Origin of the sequence: Terrabacter sp. 2RAF25, assembly GCF_052115265.1 — a bacterium.
Classification (GTDB): domain Bacteria; phylum Actinomycetota; class Actinomycetes; order Actinomycetales; family Dermatophilaceae; genus Terrabacter.
On record NZ_JBFRGJ010000005.1, the window covers coordinates 83,044 to 104,239 of the forward strand.

A 21,196-nucleotide genomic window follows, 5' to 3' on the forward strand; every position below is an offset into this window, starting at 1 on the left:
GACGGGCCCGGCCCCGCGTGTGCGGTGACCGGGCCCGTCGTGGAGGCGGTGCGTCAGCTCGCGACGAGCGAGCGCAGGACGTACTGGAGGATGCCGCCGTTGCGGTAGTAGTCGGCCTCACCGGGGGTGTCGATGCGCACGACGGCGTCGAACTCGACGGTCTCGCCGCCGTCCTTGGTGGCGATGACCTTGACGGTCTTCGGCGTCGTGCCCTCGTTGAGGGCCGTGATGCCGGTGATCGAGAAGGTCTCGGTGCCGTCGAGGCCGAGCGAGTCGGCGTTCTGGCCCGCAGGGTACTGCAGCGGGATGACTCCCATGCCGATGAGGTTGGAGCGGTGGATGCGCTCGTAGCTCTCGGCGATGACCGCCTTGACTCCGAGCAGGCTGGTGCCCTTGGCCGCCCAGTCGCGCGAGCTGCCCGAGCCGTACTCCTTGCCCGACAGGATGACGAGCGGCGTGCCGGCCTCGGCGTAGCTCTGCGCGGCGTCGTAGATGGTCGCCTGCTCGCCACCGTTGGTGAAGTCACGCGTGAACCCGCCCTCGACGCCGTCGAGGAGGAGGTTCTTCAGCCGGATGTTGGCGAACGTGCCACGGATCATGACCTCGTGGTTGCCGCGACGCGAGCCGTAGGAGTTGAAGTCCTTGCGCTCGATGCCGTGGTCGGCGAGGTACTTGCCGGCGGGGCTGTCGTTCTTGATCGCTCCGGCCGGGCTGATGTGGTCGGTGGTCACCGAGTCGCCGAGCTTGGCGAGCACACGAGCACCCTCGATGTCGGCGACCGGGGTCGTCTCCATCGACATGCCGTCGAAGTACGGGGGCTTCCGCACGTAGGTCGACTCGCCGTCCCAGGCGAACGTGTCCCCCTCGGGGGTCGGCAGCGACTGCCAGCGCTCGTCGCCCGCGAAGACGTCGGCGTAGTCCTCGGTGAACATCTCCTGGCTGATCGAGCTCGCGATCGTGCGCTCGACGTCGGCCGGGGCCGGCCAGATGTCCTGGAGGAAGACGTCCTTGCCGTCGCTGTCCTGGCCGAGCGGCTGAGACGCGAAGTCGAAGTCCATCGTGCCGGCGAGGGCGTAGGCGATGACGAGCGGCGGGCTCGCGAGGTAGTTCATCTTCACGTCGGGGTTGATGCGCCCCTCGAAGTTGCGGTTGCCCGAGAGGACCGACGTGACGGCGAGGTCGTTGTCGTTGATCGCCTGGGAGATCTCCTCGTTGAGCGGGCCCGAGTTGCCGATGCACGTCGTGCAGCCGTAGCCGACGAGGTGGAAGCCGAGCTTCTCGAGGTAGGGCCACATGCCGGCCTTGTCGTAGTAGCCCGTGACGACCTTGGAGCCGGGGGCCATCGAGGTCTTGACCCAGGGAGCGACCGACAGGCCCTTCTCGACGGCGTTCTTGGCGAGCATCGCGGCCGCCATCATCACCGACGGGTTGGACGTGTTGGTGCAGCTCGTGATCGAGGCGATCGAGACGATGCCGTGGTCGATCTCGAACTCGCGCCCCTCGGCATCGGTGACCGGCACCTTCTTCGACGGGCGACCACTGACGCCACCGGAGTCGGCCGGGCGGTCGCCGCCGTTCGTACCCTCGACGGTGCCCTGCGGCGTCGGGTCGCTGGCCGGGAAGGACGAGGCGGCGCCCGCGTCACCCTCCTCGTGCGCGACGTAGGTCGGGAGGACCTTGCGGAAGGCGTCCTTGGCGTCGGTGAGCGCAATGCGGTCCTGGGGGCGCTTCGGCCCGGCGATCGACGGGACCACGGTCGACAGGTCGAGCTCGAGGTACTCGCTGTAGCGGGCCTCGGGCTGGTCGGGACCGGCCTTGAGCCACATCCCCTGCTCCTTGGCGTACGCCTCGACGAGGGCGACGCTCTCGTCGGAGCGGCCGGTGAGGCGCAGGTAGTCGAGGGTGACCTCGTCGATCGGGAAGATCGCGCACGTGGAGCCGAACTCGGGGCTCATGTTGCCGATGGTGGCGCGGTTGGCGAGCGGCACCTGCGAGACGCCCTCGCCGTAGAACTCGACGAACTTGCCGACGACGCCGTGCTTGCGCAGCATCTCGGTGATGGTGAGCACGACGTCGGTCGCGGTGGCGGCGACGGGGATCGAGCCGCTCAGCTTGAAGCCGACGACGCGCGGGATGAGCATCGAGACGGGCTGGCCGAGCATGGCCGCCTCGGCCTCGATGCCGCCGACGCCCCAGCCGAGCACGCCGAGGCCGTTGACCATCGTCGTGTGCGAGTCGGTGCCGACGCAGGTGTCGGGGTAGGCCACGCCGTCGCGCACCATCACGGTGCGGGCGAGGTGCTCGATGTTCACCTGGTGCACGATGCCGGTGCCCGGCGGTACGACCTTGAAGTCGTCGAACGCGGTCTGGCCCCAGCGCAGGAACTGGTAGCGCTCGCGGTTGCGCTGGTACTCGATCTCGACGTTGCGCTCGAAGGCGTCGGCGCGGCCGAAGACGTCGATGATGACGGAGTGGTCGATGACGAGCTCGGCCGGGGCGAGCGGGTTGATCTTCGCCGGGTCGCCGCCGAGGTCGGCGACGGCCTCACGCATCGTGGCGAGGTCGACGACGCACGGCACGCCGGTGAAGTCCTGCATGATCACGCGCGCGGGCGTGAACTGGATCTCGGTGTCGGGCTCGGCGTTCTCGTCCCACGAGCCGACCGCGTTGATGTGGTCGGCGGTGATGTTCGCGCCGTCCTCGGTGCGCAGGAGGTTCTCGAGGAGGACCTTGAGGCTGTACGGCAGGGTCTCCTGCCCCTTCACCCCTGCGAGGCGGTAGATCTCGTAGGACTGGCCACCGACCTCGAGGGTCCCCTTGGCCTTGAAGCTGTCAACACTGCCCACGACGGGCTCCTTCCAGCAACTGAAGATGTCACGGTGCTCGATTTATCTTGACGTCAAGATATATCTAACCACACGGGGTGGTCGTTGTCAGTCCACCCCTACCCGCCCATCCTGTCCCGAGCGCGGGAGGTTGTCTGCCCGTGGAGCACCCCGTCCCGTATGCCGGTGGGCGGGGTGGGCGCGCGACCTCAGGCGGCGACGGGCTCGAGGACGGCGATGCACTCGACGTGGTGGGTCATCGGGAACGCGTCCCAGGCCTCCAGCGAAACGAGGCCGTAGCCGTGCTCGCCGGCCGCCTTGACGTCGCGGGCCAGCGCAGAGGGGTCGCACGCGACGTAGACGACACGGCGCGGAGCGAGCAGCGCGAGCTGGGCCATGACGTCCTTGCCCGCCCCGGTGCGCGGCGGGTCCAGGACGGCGAGGTCGGCCGAGATGCCCTGCGAGACGAGCGATCTCAGCTCGCGGTCGACCCGGTTGGCGCGCCACTCGACGTTCTCGAGGTGCTCGGTGTTGCCGATACCGTTCTGGACCGCGCGCGCGTCGCCCTCGACGCCCAGCACGAAGCCGTCAGGCGCCACCAGCTCACCGAGGCGCAGGGTGAACAGCCCCGCGCCGGCATACAGGTCGAGCACGCGGTCGCCCGGCTCTGCCCCGAGCAGCGCCACGACCCGCGAGAGGAAGGTGGAGGCGGCGCCGGGGTGCACCTGCCAGAAGCCGCGCGCGGCAACGACGTACTCGCCCTCCCAGTCGCCGTCGCGGGCCCGCTCGCCGACGAGGCCGCCCGTGTTCTCGCGGTCGGGCCTGCCCTTGGTCGCGGGTGCCGCGGCCGAAGAAGGGGCAGGCACAGGCACGGGAACCAGGACGGGCTCGTCGGGGTGGGCCGCGTCGACGACGTCGACCGACTCGACGTCGGGCCACTCCGTGTCGAGCACGCCCGAGTCGATGACGCCGCGCGTGGCGATGAGGCAGTCGTCGACGGCGACGACGTCGCGCGAGCGGTGGCCACGCAGCCCGGCGCGGCCGGACGGGTCCACCGCGAACTCGACACGGGTGCGCCAGCGCAGTCCCTCGTCGTCGCCCGGCACCGGACGGACCTCGACGGAGACGTCGGTCTTCGCGATGCGCGCGAACTGTTCTCGCACGACGTCCGCCTTGAGCGCCCGCTGGGTCTCGAGCGATGCGTGCTGGAAGTCGCAGCCGCCGCACTGGCCGGGGACGGCATACGGGCACGGTCGCTCGACCCGCCCGGGCGCGGCCTCGAGCACCTCGACGGCGTCGGCCCGCACGAAGTTGTCGCCGACCCGCCCCTCGGTCACCCGGGCGACGACGCGCTCGCCGGGCAGGGTGTGCCGGACGAAGATCACCTGTCCCTCGTGGCGTGCGACGCAGTGGCCGCCATGGGCGACGGGTCCGACGTCGACGGTCCACTGCTGCCCGACGAGCGACTCTCCGCCGGCGGCGCGCTCGCGGGTGCGACGTGCGCTCACAGTGCTCCGCCGCGCACCGAGCCGCTGATCGGCGGCTCGTCGATCCAGTCGCGCTCGGCGCCCTCGGACGACTGCAGCTGCCAGGGCACGCTCACCACCATGACCCCGGGGGTGAAGAGCAGGCGTGCCTTGAGGCGCAGGGCACTCTGGTTGTGCAGCACCTGCTCCCACCACTTGCCGAGGACGTACTCGGGCAGGTAGACGGTCACGATGTCACGGGGGTTGCCGCTGCGGATCGAGCGCACGTAGTCGAGGATCGGCTTGGTGATCTGGCGGTAGGGCGACGCGAGCACCTTGAGCGGCACCGGGATGTCGCGCTTGTCCCACTCGGCGAGCAGCACCTGCGTCTCGTCGGGGTCGACGTCGACCGTGACCGCCTCGAGGACCGAGGGCCGACTGGCGCGCGCGTAGGCCAGCGCCCGCATCGTCGGCTTGTGGATCTTGGAGATGCAGACGATCGCGTGCACGTGGCTGGGCAGCATCGGTCGGTCGACGTCCCAGTCGATCGCGAGCTCGTCGCGCACCCGGTTGTAGTGCTTGCGGATGCCGAGCATGAGGGCGAAGAGCAGCACCATGGCGAGGATGGCGTACTTGGCGCCGGCCTGGAACTTCGTCGCGAGCACGACCGCGAGGACGGTCGCCGACATCGCGGCGCCGATCGCGTTGATGACCCGCGAGCGCTGCATCCGGGCGCGCTCCTTGGCGTTCCGCTCGAGCCGGAGGTGGCGGGTCCAGTGCCGCACCATGCCGACCTGGCTCGTCGTGAACGACACGAAGACACCGACGATGTAGAGCTGGATGAGTGCCGTGACCTCGGCCTTGAAGACGATGACGAGCAGGATCGCCGCGCCTGCCAGGATCAGGATGCCGTTGGAGAACGCGAGCCGGTCGCCGCGGGTGTGCATCTGCCGGGGCAGGTAGCCGTCGCGGGCGAGGATCGAGCCGAGCACCGGGAACCCGTTGAAGGCCGTGTTGGCGGCGAGCACGAGGATCAGGCCGGTGACGATCGAGACGAAGATGACGCCGACGTGGAAGTTGGCGAAGACCGCCTCGGCCAGCTGGCCGATCGCGGTGTGCTGGACGTAGCCGTCGCCGACGGGCTGGCCGTTGCGCAACAGCTGGTTCGCGGGGTCCTCGGCGATCTTGACGCCGGTCCACTGCCCGAGCGCGATGATCGAGCTGAGCATCACGATGGAGAGCGTGCCCATGAGCAGCAGGGTGGTCGCCGCGTTGTCGCTCTTGGGCTTTCGGAAGGCCGGCACCCCGTTGCTGATCGCCTCGACACCCGTGAGGGCCGCGCAGCCCGACGAGAAGGCCCGTAGCAGCAGGAAGGCGGCCGCGATGCCGGTCATCTCGTCGCCGTGCTGCGACACGAGGGTCAGGGACGAGCTCTCCGCCGGGGTGAGGGTGCCGGTGAAGTGCTGGATGAAGCCGTAGAGGCCCATCCCGATGATGGCCACCATGAAGGCGTAGACGGGCACCGCGAAGGCCTTGCCCGACTCGCGCACCCCGCGCAGGTTCATCGCCGTGAGGAAGACGATCAGCGCGACCGCGACCAGCACCTCCCGCCCCCGCACGAAGCCGAGCACGGTGGCGGCGTTCTGCACGCCCGACGAGATCGAGACGGCGACGGTGAGGACGTAGTCGACGAGCAGCGCGCTGGCCACGGTGAGGCCGGCCTTCGGCCCGAGGTTGACGGTCGCCACCTCGTAGTCGCCGCCGCCGGAAGGGTAGGCATGGACGTTCTGGCGGTAGGACGCGACGACGACGACCATGACGAGCACGACGGCGACGGTCACCTGCCAGCTGTGCGTGACCGCGAAGGTGCCGCCGGCGAGACCGAGCATGAGCAGGATCTCGTCGGGCGCGTACGCCACCGACGACAGCGCGTCGCTCGCGAAGATGGGCAGCGCCAGGCGCTTGGGCAACAGCGTCTCGCCGAGCTTGTCGCTGCGCATCGCGCGGCCGAGGAGGAGGCGCTTGAACAGCGAACCGGTACCGGGCACGACGCCACTGTATGACGGATCGCCGGGCCGCACTCACCGCTCGCGGCCGGGCTGTTCCGAAGGCTGGGCGACGCGTCACGCCTGCGGGGTGGGCGGCCTCGTCACGGTGTAGCGTCGCGTCCGTGCACTTCGTCATCATGGGATGTGGCCGCGTCGGGTCGACCCTCGCCCGCACCCTCGGCCGCGGCGGTCACGACGTCGCGATCATCGACGTCGACGCCTCGGCGTTCCGCCGGCTCGGCACCTCCTTCGAGGGCCAGACCGTGACCGGTGTCGGCTTCGACCGCGACACGCTCGTCGCCGCCGGCATCCGTGACGCATACGCCTTCGCCGCCGTCAGCAGCGGCGACAACTCCAACATCCTCGCCGCCCGGGTGGCGCGCGAGACGTTCGGCGTCGAGCACGTCGCGGCCCGCATCTACGACCCCCAACGCGCCATGGTCTACCAGCGCCTCGGCATCCCGACGGTGGCCACGGTGCGCTGGACCGCCGACCAGATGATCCAGCGGCTGCTCCCCCAGGGCTCCGTGCCTGAGCTCACCGACCCGAGCGGCAAGATCGTCATCGCCGAGGTGCCGCTCGCCGAGACCTGGGTCGGTCGCCCGCTCACCGAGGTCGAGCAGCAGACCGGCGCGCGCGTCGCCTACGTCACCCGGCTCGGCGAGGGCACCCTCCCCCGCCCCGAGATGGTCGTGCAGCAGGGCGACCTCGTGCACCTCGCCGTGCAGCGCGAAGAGCTCGCCCGTGTCGAGCGACTCTGCGACTCGGCCCCCGCCGCCCACTGAACGGCCCAGGAGAAGAGAAAGCATGCGCGTCGTCATCGCCGGGGCCGGGAGCGTCGGCCGGTCCATCGCCCGTGAGCTGCTCGGCAACGGGCACCAGGTGCTGCTCATCGACAAGGACGCCGACGACGTCCAGGCGTCCCGCGTGCCCGAGGCGTCGTGGCTGCTGGCCGACGCCTGTGAGCTCGCCGCGCTCGAGGAGGCCCGGCTCGAGGAGTCCGACGTGTGCGTGGCCGCCACCGGCGACGACAAGGCCAACCTCGTGCTGTCGCTGCTGGCCAAGACCGAGTTCGGCGTGCCGCGCACCGTGGCCCGCGTCAACAACCCGAAGAACGAGTGGATGTTCGACGAGTCGTGGGGGGTCGACGTGGCCGTGTCGACGCCGCGCCTGATGACGGCCCTCATCGAGGAGGCCGTCAGCATCGGCGACCTCGTGCGCATCTTCGAGTTCCAGCAGGGGCGCGCCTCGATGGTCGAGATCACCCTCCCCGAGGGCAGCCGCTTCGCGGGGCGCCGGGTGGGCGACGTCGACTGGCCCACCGACACCGTGCTCGTCGCCATCATCCGTGACGAGCGCCCGCTGGCCCCGACGCCCGACGACGCGATGGAGGCCGGCGACGAGCTGCTCTTCATCACCACGCCCGAGCAGGAGGACCGCCTGCAGGACCTCGTCGCCCCCGACGAGCGCCACCGCAGCAGCGAGGCGGGCTGAGCCTCAGGCGGTTGCGCGGTTCGGGTCGATCGGCGTGTGACCGCGCATCAGGATGGCACCCATCGCGGTCACCGCGAGCAGGTATGCCGGCCACCCCAGGACGACCTTCGCGACGCCGAGCGCTGCGACCTGCTCGGCCAGGTAGAGCGGCACCATGATCGCCAGCCGAACGACGTTGAGGGCGATGAGCACCCAGGCGAGCCGTGCCGCGACGGTCACGATGCCGGCGTGACGTCGCCACCACGTCGGGTTCTCGGCGAAGGCCTCCGGTTCTGCCACGCCGACGACGAAGCCGAAGAGGGGCCACCGCGTCAGGTTCGTGACGAGCAGCAGCACGAGCAGGCCCGCGTTCTGGAGCATCCCCGGCAGGAACGCGTCTTCCGCACGCCCTGACCGGAGCGCGAAGAATGCCGAGATGCCCACTCCCACAGCGGCATACATGATGAAGCGGGGGTCCTGGCGCTGGACGAGGCGGACCAGCAGCAGGACGGCGACGCAGGCGCCGGCGACGATGAGCGCAGTGCGGAGGTCCTGGGTGCGTGACCACGTGACGGCGAAGGCCAGGGTCGGCACCGCGGACTCGACGGCTCCGCGCCAGCCACCGATGGCCTCGGACAGCTTGTCGCGCAGCAGCTCCTCCACCGTCTCGTAGCGGCGCAGGTCGGCCTCGGAGCGGGTGACACCCTCACCCTCCGGGTGTTCCGACACCGCGGCCTCGCGCTCGGCCTCAGCCATGCTGCTGGCCCGCCCGGCCGATGATCTCGTAGGCCGGGTTGAACATGGTCGTGACCTTCCGGCGGGTGGTGATGCGGCCCGTGGCCTGGATCTTGATGCCGGGCACGATGCCGGCGATGCGGCGCCGGCCGAGCCAGACCAGGTGCAGCGACTCCGTGCCGTCCCAGACCTCGACGTCGAGGGCCGGCGTCTCGTCGCGGGGCCGCAACGTCACCGAGCGGACCTCGCCGAGCACGGTGACCTTGGTGCGCTGCTGCGCGTCGCTGATGTGCACGACCCCGAGGTCGATCGACTCACGGCGCAGCTCGTCTGCCTCGATCTCGTGCGACGAGCGGGTGAGGCGGTGGCTGAGGCGACGGAGCGCGCCCGGCTGGCCCGTGCTCACGAGAGGGTGCCGGGTGGACACGGCGCTGGAGAGCACGAGCCGGCCATCAACGCACCTCGGTGATCTCGGGGCCGCGCTCGAACGGGTTGAGGTCGCTGTCGTCGGAACCTTGTGCGGGCTGCTCGGCCTGGGCGGCGCCGTCGGCGTCGGGCAGGCGCAGCGGCAGCAGCTCACGGGGCGGCATCGCCTCGTCACCGCGATCGATGACGGCGGTGCGGATGACCTCGTGCACCGCCTCGGCAGCCGCCGGCTCGATCGCGGCACGACCGGACACCACGGCGCGCAGGAACCACCGCGGACCGTCGACGCCGACGAAGCGGGCTGGCATGAAGACGGTGCGACCGTCGGGGCCTGCCTGCGGCATGCGGGTGAGCAGCTCCTCACCGAACTCACCGGTGAGCACCTCGGCCGTGCCGCCGGAGTCGACGATGCTCGCCGCGATCTCGTTGCGGATGTCGATCCAGACGCCCTCGGTGCGCGGTGCGGCGAAGGCCTGCAGCTGCACGGCGGACTCGCCGATGACGGCCGTCACACCGGTGATCTGCTGCTCCTGCTCGTTGATCTCGAGGCGCAGCTCCATGCCCTGCTGCCCACGCAGCCAGATGGCCCCGAGGTTGAGGTAGTCGCTGTCGTCGTCGACGACGGCGCGGTCGAGCGGACCGGTCGTGCCGTCACGACCAGCCTCGCCGGAGGCGCCGTCGAGCTCGTCCCGGTCGTCCTGGTCGTCGGGAAGGTCGTCGACCTCGGGGTCCAGGGCGTCGGTGTCCACGGCATCGGTGTCCGGGCGGTCCTTCGACTTGCCCCGGCTGAAGAGTCCCACGTCATTCCGTCCTTTGAAGTCCTGCGGGCCGGCGGGCGTCGTGCCCGGCCGTGTCGTCGCGGCGCTGACGCAGCGCCCGGCGAACCGTATCCGATGATCACGCCCCGGTGGGCGACTCCCCCGCCGTCGGCGAGGTGGCGGCCCCCGGACCGAAGCCGCCGGTGGATCCGTGTCCAGTGTCCCCCCGACTGGTGCGGTCGAGCGAATCGACCTCGACGAAACGCACGCGCTCGACACGCTGCACGACGAGCTGGGCGATGCGGTCGCCGCGTCGCACCGTGAAGGCGAGGTGCGGGTCGAGGTTGACGAGGTTGACGAGGATCTCGCCGCGGTAGCCCTCGTCGACGGTCCCCGGCGCGTTGACGATCGAGATGCCGTGTCGGGCCGCCAGCCCCGACCGTGGGTGCACGAACCCGGCGTGGCCCGGCGGCAGGGCCAGGGCGACCCCGGTCGGCACGAGCACCCGCTCCCCGGGCTCGATGGTCACGTCGACCCGGGCGCAGAGGTCCGCGCCGGCGTCGCCGGGATGCGCGTAGCCGGGCAGGGGCAGGTCTGCGTCGAGGCGCCGGACGGCCACGTCGGTGAGGCCCTCGGACGATGGGGCGGCAGAGACGTCCGGGACAGCACAAGGGTCGGTCACGAGGACCGACCCTACTTGTCCGACGTGGTGCGGACGCTGCTGCCCGGTGGGCTCGGAGACGCTCAGGCGGCGCACTCCGTGCAGATCATCATGCCGTTGCTCTCCTTGGCGAGCTGGCTACGGTGGTGGACCAGGAAACAGCGGCCACACGTGAACTCGTCGGCCTGCTTCGGCAGGACACGCACCGACAGCTCCTCGCCGGAGAGGTCGGCTCCCGGGAGCTCGAAGCCCTCGGCCTGCTCGGTCTCGTCGACGTCCACGCTCGACGACGTCTTGTCGACCCGACGCGACTTCAGCTCCTCGATGGAGTCCTCGTTCAGGTCGTCGTCTGTTTTGCGTGGCGCGTCGTAATCAGTTGCCATGTGTCGTCTCGCTTCTACTCGTGCTGCGCCTTGCGGTCTTGTGAGGCGGTGAACGCTCGTGGGCCCGTGCTTGTTCCCGAGGGAAAGGGGGTCGTCAACGCCGTTGTCACAACCACGAAACATGTCCGCGTGCGCGTATGGTGCCCGATCCCCGCGGCATTGTCACGTCGCGGCCGCCAACGGCTGAGACGGGGCCGTCCCGACCTTGGACACACCTACCCTTTTCGGACCAACCATTCACCTTCGCTTTGCCATCCGCCGACGCGGTCGGCTGCACATTGGTGGTCCTACGGCGCGGTAGGGTCTCCGGACCCGACCGATCGACTACCAGGCCCGGAGGTGGCACCATGACCGAGTTCGTCGACCAGATCAGGCAACGTGTCAACGACGCGCTGGGCGACCTCGCGGACGCCCGGACAGCGGGCGACGACTACCGCATCCAGGTGCACACCGGAGAGCTCGAGTCGTTCGCGCGGCTCGCCGCCGAGAACGGCATCCGCGTCCCTGAGCTCGAGCCGTTCCGCGCGGCCTGAGCCCGTCGCCCCGCGGGCGTATGCCGTCCGCTGCGTCCCACGACCAACGCCCCTCCCGGTCCTGCCGGGTGGGGCGTTCGTCATGCGGGGCCCTCGGTTCGGGTCAGCCCCGCTGGTCGGGACCCGGGAGGAACAGCTCCCGCACCTGCTCGACGAGCGCCGGCCCCGCCGCGACGGTCAGGGCCTTGCCGGGGTGCTCGCCCACTCCGACGACGACCGCCCCCGCCTCCTCGGCGATGAGCCAGCCCGCAGCGAGGTCCCAGGCGTTGAGCCCGCTCTCGGCGTACGCGTCGACGGAGCCGTCGGCGACCCGCACGAGGTCGAGGGCCGCGCTGCCGATGCGACGGATGTCGCGCACGAGCGGCAGAACACGACGCAGCACCTCGGCCTGCCTCGCCCGCACCTCGGGCGCATAGCCGAAGCCCGTGGCGAGCAGGGTGCGGCCCAACCGGTCCTCCCCCGAGGCAGCGAGGCGCCGACCCTCCGCCGTGGCGCCACCGGGTGGCGAGTCCGGGTTCGCGGGGTCGGGCTCGGGGCGGGTCCACGCGCCGGTGCCGAGGCCGGCGTGGTGGACGAGCCGCAGGCACGGGTCGGCGACGGCGCCGGCCACCGGCGTCCAACCGTCCTGCGAGCGCGCGTCGCCCACGACCACGGCGACCGACACGGCATACGCGGGCACCTCGTAGAGGTAGTTGACGGTGCCGTCGATGGGGTCGATCACCCACGTGAGGCCCGACGTGCCGTCGACGTCGGCGCCCTCCTCGCCGAGGATGCCGTCGTCGGGGCGCGCCTGCTGGATCAGCCGGTGCAGCAGCTCCTCGGAGCGGCGGTCCATGACGGTGACGACGTCGGTGTCGGTGGACTTCGTGGCGGCCACGCCCATGCGCGCCGGCCGCTCGTCACGGATGAAACGGGCTGCCTCCGTGGCGAACTCGATGCAGAGGCGCTCGAGGTCCTCGACGGTGACGCCGGCGGGCAGGGTGGGGACGGTGCGAGTGGTGCTCATCGTGACCTTCTCAGTCGCTGCCGCAGAGGGCGGGTCGGTGCTGTCGGAGGTTGGGGCAGCAGCCCGGTTCGCAGACCGGTGGCCGGCGGCCCTCGAACTGCGGTACGGACTCGCCCCTGGCCTCCGCGGCCCGTTCGAGCAGGGCGTCGGCGAGGTCGCTGACGAAGGTCGGCGACGTGCCGACGGTGGGGACGCGCACGAGGCGCAGCCCGAGCTCGTCGGCCGTCTGCTGGGCCTCGGTGTCCAGGTCGTAGACGACTTCCATGTGGTCGCTGACGAAGCCGATCGGGGCGACCACAGCGGTGCCGACGCCCTCGGCAGCGAGCTCGCGGAGGCGGTCGTTGACGTCGGGTTCGAGCCAGGGGTGCGTCGGCGGCCCGGACCGGGAGCAGAAGACGAGCTCGCCGGTCAGCTCGCGGCCGAGCAGCCGGCCCGCCTCCTCCGCGAGCCGTGAGGCGACGGCGAGGTGCTGGCGCTGGTAGAGGTTGCCCTCGCCGTCGCCCGGCCCGGACGTGTCGTCCATCGCGTCCGGGATCGAGTGGGTGACGAAGAGCAGCGCGATCTCGTGGTCGGGGGCCCCGTCGAGCGCCCGCAGCGAGCGAACCAGCTCGTCGAGGTTCGCGGCCGCGAAGCCGGGACGGGGCGCGTACTGGGCGACCTTGTCGATCGTCAGCTCGATGCCCTCGTCGGCGACGGCCGCGGCGGCGTCGGCGAGGTTCTCGCGGTACTGGCGGCACGACGAGTAGGACGAGTACGCGCTCGTCGTCAGCACCACGACCCGACGGTGCCCGGCGGCGTGGATCTCGCGGAAGGCGTCGTCGATGAAGGGCGCACTGTTGCGGTTGCCCCAGACGATCGGTGTCTCGATGCCGCGGCTGTCGAGCTCGCCACGCAGCGCCGCGATGAGGGCACGGTTCTGGTCGTTGATGGGGCTGCGGCCGCCGAAGTGGTCGTAGTGCGCCCCCACCTGGGCGAGCCGCTCGTCGGGGATGCCCCGCCCGGCGGTCACGCGCCTGAGGAACGGCATGACCTCGTCGGGGCCCTCGGGGCCACCGAACCCCAGCAGCAGCACGGCGTCGTAGGGGGCGAGGCCGTGGTCCTCGGTCGTGGCCGACCGGGGTTCAGCGGGTGCGGGTTCGGCGGGTGTGGCTCCGCCGGGCTGGTCGGGCGTTCGCGGTGTCTCAGTCATGTCTCCGCCATCGAAGGGCTGTGGGTCTGGGGTGTCACGGTGTCTGGGGGTGCCGGGGCGTCACGGGCTCGGCCGCGGGCGACGGTCCTACGGAGCGTCACGTCGGCGTGGACCGCAGCGGCGTGGGTGCGTTGAGGTCGAGGCGCACGGCGACCATGCGCACGGCGAACACGAGGGCCGCCGAGGCCCACAGGACCCAGTCCTGCAGCGAACCGAGCTGGGCGGCGACGACCACGATGACGGCCCCGAGCATGGCCGGGAGGGCATAGAGCTCGCGCCGGAGCACCTCCGGCACCTGCCCGGCGAGCAGGTCGCGGACGATGCCCCCACCGATGGCCGTGATCACCCCGACCAGCACCGAGGCGATCGGCGAGACGCCGGCGGTCGTGATCGCCTTGAGGCTGCCGGAGACGGCGAAGGCCGCGAGGCCGGCCGCGTCCAGCACGCGTACGAAGCGGGTCACGCGCTCGACGCCGGGATGGAACAGGAAGGTGACGAGGCCGCCGAGGGCTGCGGCGGTCAGGAGCCGCCAGTCGCTGATGCCGACCGGTGGCACGCTGCCGATCAGCAGGTCGCGCATGATGCCGCCGCCGAGCGCCGCCGCACACGCGAGCACGAGCACGCCGAAGAGGTCGAAGCGCTTCTTCACCGCCACCAGGCCGCCGGACAGCCCGAAGACGAACACGCCGACGAGGTCGAGGGCGAGCTGGGCGGACGCGAAGGTGGTTGGCATGCCAGAGCAAACGGTACCCGTGCGGCGTGGTCGCTTTGGTGGGCACCCGCGCCGGTGGCATGCTCGACTGCACAGCAGGACCCGCACCACCCCGCAGACTCGCTACCGGGAGACCCACCCATGCAGCACCTCAGGCTCGTCGGCGTCCACGAGGACGGAATGCACCTGCTGCTGGCCGACGACGACGGCAACCGCTTCTCCCTCCCCCTCGACGAAGGAGTCCGGGCCGCGGCACGCCGCGACCGTCCCCGGCACGGCCGGCTGCAGGTCGAAGTTCCCGGTGGCCTCCGCCCGAAGGACGTCCAGTCGATGATCCGGGCCGGCATGACGGCCGAGGAGGTCGCCGATCGGGCCGGCTGGTCGGTCGAGAAGGTGCACCGCTACGAAGGCCCGATCCTCGCCGAGCGCGAGCACGTCGCCGGCCTGGCCCGACAGACCCGGCTGCGCCCACGCGGTGGGTCCCACGGCGCCGCGCCCACCCTCGACGCCCGGGTCACCGAGCGCCTCCGCAGCCGCGAGATCGACGGCGGGTCGGCGCGTTGGGACTCGAGGCGCACCGACAAGGGCGCCTGGACCGTCCTGCTCTTCTTCAACGCGGGCGGACGCCAGCGAGAGGCGGCCTGGCAGTTCGACGCCCTGGCGCGCACCCTGTCCGCGGTCGACGACGAGGCCCGCTGGCTCAGCGAGGACGAAGACGTGCAGTCGCCCGGGCCCATCCCGGCCCCCCACCTGAGCGCCCCTGCCCGGCCCAGCCGGGTCTACGACCTCGAGGCCGAGGGCGGCATCACCGCCCCCACGCCGCGCCGTCGCGAGGGCGAGACGGTCGACCTGATGGCAGCCATGCGTGAGCGCAGCGCACAGCGCGGCCGTCGGCGCCGGCCGAAGTCCGCCGAGGTGCCCGGTCTCGACTCCGCGCCCGAGGAGGCCCTGCCGCTCGAGGAGCTCGCCGGCGACCACCGCGACCAGCTGCCTCCCCCGGCCCACACGCATCCCGAGGACGACCCCGAGGTCGTCAAGACCGGTTCGGTCGAGGAGCGCATCGGCGAGGAAGCCGCCTCACGTCGCACCCGCGCTGCCGATCGCACGCGGCCGTTGCAGCAGGTGCCGGGCGACCCGACTCCCGCCGAGCCCGAGGACCTCGACGACGAGGCCGTCCAGGACACCGTCGCCGAGGCAGAGGCCACCGAGCCGGTCGACGGCACCCACGACGGCGCTGCCCGCGACGTCCCCGAGGCGCACGTCGCGCTCCCCGTGGCCGACGACAACGCCGTGGGCACGCGTGGACGGGCGAGCGAGCCCGCCATCCCCGACGAGCATGACGACGCCGACGAGCAGGAGTACGCCGACGTGATCGAGCAGCGAGCCGCTGCTCCGGCGGCTCGGCCGACGCCGAAGCCGGCACCGCCGGCGCGCAAGTCGGGCCGACCGAGCGTCCCAAGCTGGGACGACATCATGTTCGGCCGCAAGACCGACTGACGCCGGCGAGCCAGCTCCACGCGAACCTACGCGTACGCAACTGAGCACTCGATGGTCGAGTGCCCACTTTCCGTCGCAGGGTCGCGTGCGGGGCCTTACTCGGCCTGGGTGATCGGCAGCGGAGGGAGGGGGCACACGTCGAGGTCGAACGGCAGCACCTCGGGCGAGATGGCCGCGGCCTTGGCGGCGTGCGAGGTCATCCGCCTCATGTAGTGGCGGCGGCAGAGCACCTCGTACTCGACGAGCCCGGTGGTGCCGGGCTTGGTGTCGCCGACGACGACCTGCTCGCCCTCGACGACCATGACTCCGTCGAGCACGCGTGCATTGGTGGTCGCCCGGCGACCGCACCAGCAGAGCGCCTCCACCTGCAGCACCTGCACCTTGTCGGCGAGCTCGATGAGCCGCTTGCTGCCCGGGAAGAGCTCGGTGCGGAAGTCTGCGGTGATCCCGAAGGCGAAGACGTCGACCTCCATCTCGTCGACGATGCGGGCGAGCTGCTCGACCTGGTCGCTCGTGTAGAACTGGGCCTCGTCGCAGATGAGGTAGTCGATGCGGGTGCCGGCCGTCGCGCGCCCGACGATCTCCTCCCAGAAGTCGAGGTCGTCGCCGACCTCGAGCGCGCCGGTCGACAGACCCAGGCGGGAGCTGAGCACGTTGGTGCCGGCTCGGTCCATCTTGGTGAAGATGAGGCCGACGCGCCCCCGCGCACCGTGGTTGTGATCCATCTGCAAGGCGAGCGTCGACTTGCCGCAGTCCATGGTTCCGGAGAAGAAGACGAGCTCAGCCACGAGGCACCACCCTAGGTGTCACGACCGGGTGGCACCACGACCACGGGCACGGCGAGTTCCGCGTCGCTCGTCGACCCGTGCTGGCCGAGCAGTGCAACGAGCTCCTTGCGCATGAGTCCCGAGTGCACCACGGCGAAGGAACCCCGGGTCACCACCAGGAGGTCGCCGATGCGCGCCTCGACGCCGGTGCGCACCGGGCCGAACCACCCGTCGTCGACGGCCTGCTCGCGCGTCAGGAGCTGAACCCGGTCGCCGAGGCGGTCGGTCCACGCCTGACGGACGTCCTCGACGGCGCCGGGCTCTGCGTACAGCTGGAGGTTGCGCGGCTCCCCCCCGAGGTGGCGGACCCGGGCCATCAGCGCCGGCTCGTCCACGAGGTCGATGCGGTCGCCGAACGGGATGTCGACCATGCCGTGGTCGGCGGTCACGACGACCGACGTGTCGTCGGGAACCCGGGCGGCGAGCTGCCGCAGGGCTGCGTCGACGGCCTCGACCTCGTCTCCCCACTGCCACGACTGGCAGCCGTGCACGTGGCCGATCTTGTCGACGTCGCCCCAGTAGAGGTAGACGAGGGAGCGGGGCGCGGCGCGAACGGCCGCCACCGCCGCGTCGACGCGCTCGTCGAGAGTGCGTGCCGCGCGGAACTGCGCTCCACGCAGGGTGGCGAGGGTGAGGCCGGAGCCGTCGAAGTAGTAGGGGCCGACCATCGTCACCGAGACGCCGGCGTTCTCGGCGGCCTCGAAGACGGTCTCGTTGGGCTGCCACGTACGCGGGTCGGGGCCGTCCTCCCACGACAGCTCGTTGAGCAGCTTGTCGGTGGCAGGGTCGAGCACCTGCATCCCGACGAGGCCGTGCGAACCGGGGGGCAGGCCCGTTCCGAAGGTGCCCATCGAGGTCGCCGTCGTGGTCGGGAAGCCGCACGGCACACGGTGGGCGGTGCCGAGGTGGCTGCGCAGGAACGGGGCGTGGCCACCGCGCTGGCGCAGCAGGTCGTGACCGAGACCGTCGACGAGCACGACCACGGTGCGCGGCGCCGCCGGCAGGTCGAAGACGTCGCGGCCGGCATACCTTTGCACGCCCAGCCGGTCGGCCACCGACGGGAGCACGGAGGCGAGGGTGCCGCGGGACCAGTCGGTCGGGCCCGACGGGTCCTGCGTCGCACGAGCGGACGAGGTTTCGTCGGGGCCACCGGGGAGCGTCATCGGCCGCGTCAGTGCGCCGTGCCGCCGCCGATGCTGGCGGACAGCACCCGCGCGAAGCCCATCGCGTTGCCCACGGCGTCCTCGCCGTCGGCAGCCGAGCTGATGCGCAGCGAGATGTCGTCGGAGGCGATGGTGCCCTCGAAGCCGTGGTCGGCGGTGCAGTCGGGGTCGCCGCACTGGGCCGGGATCATGTCGAGCCGGCTGACCGCGCCCCACCCGAGCGTCAGGGTGAGGTCACGCCCGTGCGTGCCCGGCGTGAAGGTGTCGGGCTGGGCCACGACGTGGGTGAGCATGACCCCTCGCACGGCCGCAAGGGGCACCGTCTCGGTGGTGGCGGTGGCCATCAGCTTGTCCTCGGACTCGGCGTGGTCGTCGGCGTGGGCGATGACGAGGCGCAGCGGAGTGACCACGAGGACGGTGACGTGACGCCGCACCGTCTCGTGGTCGAAGGTCGTCTCCTGGTGCACCAGGTGCGACACGACCTCGTCGTCGGCGATGGCCGACTCGACGACGTCGCAGACGAGGGAGGGGTAGTAGCCGGCTCGGGTGATCGCCTCGGTGAGGTCCTGGGGAAGGGCTCGGCCGGTGCCCTGGGTGGCGCGTCGCATGCCCCCATCCTTGCACCCGCGAGACCCTGCACCCTCCGCACGGCCCACAGGCAGGCCCCTGCACGACAGGTGGGGCCCGGGCACGACCCGGCCGGGCCGGGGCTCTCGGGTCAGGTCATGCGGCGTCGTCCGGGGTCCTTGCGCACGAGGGCCGGCCGCACCACGACCTCCGCCCCGAGCACGTCGACCCCGCCCGTCCAGGCGTTGACCGGGTTGAGCTCGACCGACGAGAGCTCCGGGTGGTCGTCGGCCAGGACGGACAGCCGCGCCACCAGGTCGGCGAGCGCGGCGCGGTGCACCGGCGCGGCCCCACGGTGACCGCTCAGCAGCGGCGCTGCCTTGACGCCGTCGATGAGGTCGGTGACGTCGACGTCGGTGAGGGGTGGGATGCGGTGGGCCACGTCGCCGAGCAGCTCGGTCGGCGGCCCCGCGACCGAGAAGCTGACGACCGGACCGAAGAGCGGGTCCTCGGTGGCACGGATGACGGTCGAGACACCGGGCACGGCCATCCGCTGGACGACGAACCGGTCGGCGACGAGGGGGCCGAGTCGCTGGCTGAGTGACGCGTACGCGTTGCGGACGGCGTCGGCGTCGACGAGGTCACCTCGCACCCCGACGAGCCCGGGCTGGTGGCGCACGACGGGTGAGGTCGACTTGAGGATGACCGGGTAGGTGAGCTCGTCAGCGGCGGCCACGGCCGCGTCGACACCGGTCACCTCGACGGCCGGCCACACGCGTATGCCGTAGGCCCCCAGCAGCTCACGCGACTCCTCTCGAGTCAGCGCGCGTCCCTCGACCGCGCCGGCGAGGTAGCCGTCGATGAGCCCCTCGGCGCGCAGCCGGTCGATGCCGACAGGGGCCACCGCGGTGCCGCGGTCGCGCTGGCGCCACAACGCGTACCTCGTGACCGCGTTGAGTGCGCGGATGCCGTCCTCGGGCATGCCGTACGACGGCACGGACCGGCGTATGCCGTCCTGGTCGTAGGAGAGTCCGTCACCGACACCGCGCATGCCGAGGAACGTTGCCACGCAGGGCTTCTCGTAGTCAGCGACGATGTTGCGCACGGCCGTGTGGACTTCTTCGTCGGGGGTGACGAGCGGCGGGATGAACGCGGCCACGACACTGTCGACCTCGGGGTCGGCGAAGGCGGCGTCGAGCGCGGCCGCGAACTCCTCGGCGGATGCCTGCGGCGCCAGCGACACCGGGCCGTGCGTCACGCGAAGTCCCCAGCTGACACACGCGCTCGCACTCAGCGCGCCGAGGGCGTCGGAGTTGCCGACGATCGCGACCCGGTCGCCCTTCGGCAGGGGCTGGTGCAGGGTCAGCTGCGCGACGTCGAAGAGCTGGTGCACGTTCTCGACCCGGATGACGCCGGCCTGCCGGAGCAGCGCGTCGAAGGCCTGCGGAGGCACGTTGGTGACCCGGGTTCGGTGCCCGGGTGGTGCGGCGAAGCTCGAGACGCCCGAGCTGACGACGACGACCGGCTTGACGGCGGCGAGCGCCCGCGCGATGCGCGAGAACTTGCGCGGGTTGCCCATCGACTCCAGGTAGAGGCCGACGGTGTCGGTCTCCGGGTCGTCGATCCAGTACTGCATGAGGTCGTTGCCCGACACGTCGACGCGGTTGCCCGCCGAGGCGAACACCGAGATGCCGAGCCCTCGCCTCGCGGCCGACGCGAGCACCGCGACGCCCAGGGCGCCGCTCTGGGCGAAGAGGCCGAGGCGTCCGGAGTCCGGGATCACCGTCGCCAGGGTGGCGTTGAGGCGCACGGCCGGGTCGTTGTTGATGAGGCCGAAGCTGTTGGGCCCCACGATGCGCATGCCGGCACGACGCACCCGGCGCCGTAGCTTCTCCTGCAACAGGATCCCGTCGTCACCAGCCTCGGCGAACCCGGCGGACAGGACGAGGAGCGCCTTGACGCCGGCCTTGCCGCAGTCCTTGACGACGTCGATCGCCTGGGCCGCCGGCACCACGACGACGGCGAGGTCGACCGGTTCCGGGGTCTCCAGGATGCTGGGGTAGGCCTTGAGCCCCTGGATCTGCTCGGCCACCCGGTGGATCGGGTAGAGCTGGCCCTGGTAGCCGGCGTCGAGGATGTTGCGCATGACGAGCGCCCCGATCGACTCGTCGCGGCGGCTCGCCCCGATGATGGCGACACGCTCCGGGAAGAGGATGGTGCGCATGCTGCGCGACTCGGCTCGGTGCTCACGCGAGAGCTGCACGGCCTTGCTCTGCTCGGTCGGCTTGATGTCGAAGGCGACCTCGACGACGCCGTCCTCGATGTGGTGGGTGACCTCGTAGCCGGCGTCCTTGAAGACCGTGAGCATCTTGCGGTTCTGCGGCAGCACCTCGGCGACGAAACGAGTGATCCCCATCTCCTGGGCGATGGCCGCGAGGTGCTCGAGCATCACCGAGCCGATTCCCTTGCCCTGGAAGTGGTCCGAGATGTTGAACGCCACCTCCGCCGACGTCTGGTTGATGCGGTCGTAGCGCCCGATGCCCGTGATCTCACCGTCGAGGGTGGCGACGAGAGCGACCCGGTCGTGGTGGTCGACGTGCGTGAAGCGGTGGACGTCGCGTTCGCTCAGCTCGCGCAGGGGCGCGAAGAAGCGCAGGTAGATCGACTCCGCCGACTGGCGGCTGTGGAAGGCACGGATGCCCTCGGCGTCGTCGGGTGTGATCGGACGGATGTGCGCGACCGAACCGTCGCGCAGCACCACGTCGGCCTCCCACTCGACCGGCGCTCCCGCCGCAAGGGCCGAGACCCGCTCCATCGCCGCGGTGTCGTCGAGCTCGCCACCCTCCATGGCCCACATCCTGTCACCTCGTCGTGGCGCCGCCTCGGACCTGTGCGCTCGTGCCTGAACCAGAGCAGGACGGATGGCA

At 71.3% G+C, this 21,196-nt stretch carries 19 protein-coding genes; 4 read left to right on the forward strand and 15 right to left on the reverse strand.

Features of this window, described 5'->3' with window-relative positions:
• Positions 1 to 53 precede the first annotated feature (53 nt).
• From acnA to AB4091_RS14125, 3 genes are all read right to left on the reverse strand, one after another.
• Positions 54 to 2,846 carry an aconitate hydratase AcnA gene (acnA, locus tag AB4091_RS14115; protein WP_442292383.1) on the reverse strand — a complete coding sequence of 931 codons (2,793 nt, stop codon included), beginning with the start codon at positions 2,844 to 2,846 and terminating at the stop codon, positions 54 to 56.
• Between the two features lie 188 nt (positions 2,847 to 3,034).
• A complete protein-coding gene (locus AB4091_RS14120) occupies positions 3,035 to 4,333 on the reverse strand; it encodes a class I SAM-dependent RNA methyltransferase (protein WP_442292384.1) in 1,299 nt (432 codons plus the stop codon).
• Positions 4,330 to 6,339: an APC family permease gene (locus AB4091_RS14125; RefSeq protein WP_442292385.1), complete on the reverse strand. Its 2,010-nt coding sequence runs from the start codon at positions 6,337 to 6,339 to the stop codon at positions 4,330 to 4,332. Before AB4091_RS14125 ends, AB4091_RS14120 begins: the two co-directional genes overlap by 4 nt.
• Positions 6,340 to 6,461: 122 nt before the next feature.
• Here AB4091_RS14125 and AB4091_RS14130 point away from each other — a divergent pair, with 122 nt between their 5' ends.
• Positions 6,462 to 7,124, forward strand: a complete 663-nt coding sequence (locus AB4091_RS14130; RefSeq protein WP_442292386.1) for a potassium channel family protein — start codon at positions 6,462 to 6,464, stop codon at positions 7,122 to 7,124.
• 22 nt (positions 7,125 to 7,146) lie between these two features.
• Positions 7,147 to 7,833 carry a potassium channel family protein gene (locus AB4091_RS14135; protein ID WP_442292387.1) on the forward strand — a complete coding sequence of 229 codons (687 nt, stop codon included), beginning with the start codon at positions 7,147 to 7,149 and terminating at the stop codon, positions 7,831 to 7,833.
• Positions 7,834 to 7,836: 3 nt separating this feature from the next.
• Here the strand turns inward: AB4091_RS14135 and AB4091_RS14140 are convergent, their stop codons facing one another.
• The 5 genes from AB4091_RS14140 to AB4091_RS14160 all read right to left on the reverse strand — a co-directional run bounded on the left by AB4091_RS14140 (position 7,837) and on the right by AB4091_RS14160 (position 10,775).
• Positions 7,837 to 8,568, reverse strand: coding sequence for a DUF3159 domain-containing protein (locus tag AB4091_RS14140; RefSeq protein ID WP_442292388.1), 732 nt, complete (start codon positions 8,566 to 8,568; stop codon positions 7,837 to 7,839).
• The gene (locus tag AB4091_RS14145) at positions 8,561 to 8,953 is read right to left on the reverse strand and encodes an OB-fold nucleic acid binding domain-containing protein (protein ID WP_442292389.1); all 393 of its coding nucleotides are present in this window, start codon (positions 8,951 to 8,953) and stop codon (positions 8,561 to 8,563) included. Before AB4091_RS14145 ends, AB4091_RS14140 begins: the two co-directional genes overlap by 8 nt.
• A 46-nt stretch (positions 8,954 to 8,999) precedes the next feature.
• Entirely contained in the window at positions 9,000 to 9,773 is a 774-nt protein-coding gene (locus tag AB4091_RS14150) for a DUF3710 domain-containing protein (RefSeq protein WP_442292390.1), read from the reverse strand.
• 97 nt (positions 9,774 to 9,870) lie between these two features.
• Positions 9,871 to 10,413: a dUTP diphosphatase gene (gene dut / locus AB4091_RS14155; RefSeq protein WP_442292568.1), complete on the reverse strand. Its 543-nt coding sequence runs from the start codon at positions 10,411 to 10,413 to the stop codon at positions 9,871 to 9,873.
• 62 nt (positions 10,414 to 10,475) lie between these two features.
• The gene (locus tag AB4091_RS14160; protein ID WP_030146251.1) at positions 10,476 to 10,775 is read right to left on the reverse strand and encodes a DUF4193 domain-containing protein; all 300 of its coding nucleotides are present in this window, start codon (positions 10,773 to 10,775) and stop codon (positions 10,476 to 10,478) included.
• Between the two features lie 347 nt (positions 10,776 to 11,122).
• Here AB4091_RS14160 and AB4091_RS14165 point away from each other — a divergent pair, with 347 nt between their 5' ends.
• Positions 11,123 to 11,308 (forward strand): hypothetical protein, encoded by a 186-nt coding sequence (locus AB4091_RS14165; protein WP_442292391.1) that lies wholly within the window; start codon positions 11,123 to 11,125, stop codon positions 11,306 to 11,308.
• 103 nt (positions 11,309 to 11,411) lie between these two features.
• On the opposite strand, the gene AB4091_RS14170 is transcribed toward AB4091_RS14165, so the two are convergent.
• From AB4091_RS14170 to AB4091_RS14180, 3 genes are all read right to left on the reverse strand, one after another.
• A complete protein-coding gene (locus AB4091_RS14170) occupies positions 11,412 to 12,314 on the reverse strand; it encodes an inositol monophosphatase family protein (protein ID WP_442292392.1) in 903 nt (300 codons plus the stop codon).
• Between the two features lie 10 nt (positions 12,315 to 12,324).
• Entirely contained in the window at positions 12,325 to 13,503 is a 1,179-nt protein-coding gene (gene hemH, locus AB4091_RS14175) for a ferrochelatase (RefSeq protein ID WP_442292393.1), read from the reverse strand.
• Between the two features lie 97 nt (positions 13,504 to 13,600).
• On the reverse strand, positions 13,601 to 14,236 hold the full coding sequence (locus tag AB4091_RS14180) for a trimeric intracellular cation channel family protein (protein WP_442292394.1): 636 nt from the start codon (positions 14,234 to 14,236) through the stop codon (positions 13,601 to 13,603).
• 120 nt (positions 14,237 to 14,356) lie between these two features.
• Here AB4091_RS14180 and sepH point away from each other — a divergent pair, with 120 nt between their 5' ends.
• Entirely contained in the window at positions 14,357 to 15,712 is a 1,356-nt protein-coding gene (gene sepH, locus AB4091_RS14185) for a septation protein SepH (protein WP_442292395.1), read from the forward strand.
• Positions 15,713 to 15,807: 95 nt separating this feature from the next.
• Here sepH and AB4091_RS14190 read toward each other — a convergent pair whose 3' ends face one another.
• From AB4091_RS14190 to AB4091_RS14205, 4 genes are all read right to left on the reverse strand, one after another.
• A complete protein-coding gene (locus AB4091_RS14190; protein ID WP_442292396.1) occupies positions 15,808 to 16,500 on the reverse strand; it encodes a thymidine kinase in 693 nt (230 codons plus the stop codon).
• Between the two features lie 11 nt (positions 16,501 to 16,511).
• Complete coding sequence (locus AB4091_RS14195; RefSeq protein ID WP_442292397.1) at positions 16,512 to 17,702, reverse strand: alkaline phosphatase family protein; 1,191 nt, start codon at positions 17,700 to 17,702, stop codon at positions 16,512 to 16,514.
• Positions 17,703 to 17,710: 8 nt separating this feature from the next.
• Positions 17,711 to 18,310 carry a DUF5998 family protein gene (locus AB4091_RS14200; RefSeq protein ID WP_442292398.1) on the reverse strand — a complete coding sequence of 200 codons (600 nt, stop codon included), beginning with the start codon at positions 18,308 to 18,310 and terminating at the stop codon, positions 17,711 to 17,713.
• A gap of 110 nt (positions 18,311 to 18,420) precedes the next feature.
• Positions 18,421 to 21,117, reverse strand: coding sequence for a bifunctional acetate--CoA ligase family protein/GNAT family N-acetyltransferase (locus tag AB4091_RS14205; RefSeq protein ID WP_442292569.1), 2,697 nt, complete (start codon positions 21,115 to 21,117; stop codon positions 18,421 to 18,423).
• Positions 21,118 to 21,196: the final 79 nt, after the last annotated feature.

Bases quoted from the DNA above. Each gene is read 5' to 3' on its own strand.
- AB4091_RS14135 (WP_442292387.1), top strand. From the start codon at position 7,147: ATGCGCGTCGTCATCGCCGGGGCCGGGAGCGTCGGCCGGTCCATCGCC.
- AB4091_RS14140 (WP_442292388.1), bottom strand. From the start codon at position 8,568: ATGGCTGAGGCCGAGCGCGAGGCCGCGGTGTCGGAACACCCGGAGGGT.
- AB4091_RS14160 (WP_030146251.1), bottom strand. From the start codon at position 10,775: ATGGCAACTGATTACGACGCGCCACGCAAAACAGACGACGACCTGAAC.
- AB4091_RS14165 (WP_442292391.1), top strand. From the start codon at position 11,123: ATGACCGAGTTCGTCGACCAGATCAGGCAACGTGTCAACGACGCGCTG.
- AB4091_RS14170 (WP_442292392.1), bottom strand. From the start codon at position 12,314: ATGAGCACCACTCGCACCGTCCCCACCCTGCCCGCCGGCGTCACCGTC.
- hemH (WP_442292393.1), bottom strand. From the start codon at position 13,503: ATGACTGAGACACCGCGAACGCCCGACCAGCCCGGCGGAGCCACACCC.
- AB4091_RS14180 (WP_442292394.1), bottom strand. From the start codon at position 14,236: ATGCCAACCACCTTCGCGTCCGCCCAGCTCGCCCTCGACCTCGTCGGC.
- sepH (WP_442292395.1), top strand. From the start codon at position 14,357: ATGCAGCACCTCAGGCTCGTCGGCGTCCACGAGGACGGAATGCACCTG.
- AB4091_RS14195 (WP_442292397.1), bottom strand. From the start codon at position 17,702: ATGACGCTCCCCGGTGGCCCCGACGAAACCTCGTCCGCTCGTGCGACG.
- AB4091_RS14200 (WP_442292398.1), bottom strand. From the start codon at position 18,310: ATGCGACGCGCCACCCAGGGCACCGGCCGAGCCCTTCCCCAGGACCTC.
- AB4091_RS14205 (WP_442292569.1), bottom strand. From the start codon at position 21,117: ATGGAGGGTGGCGAGCTCGACGACACCGCGGCGATGGAGCGGGTCTCG.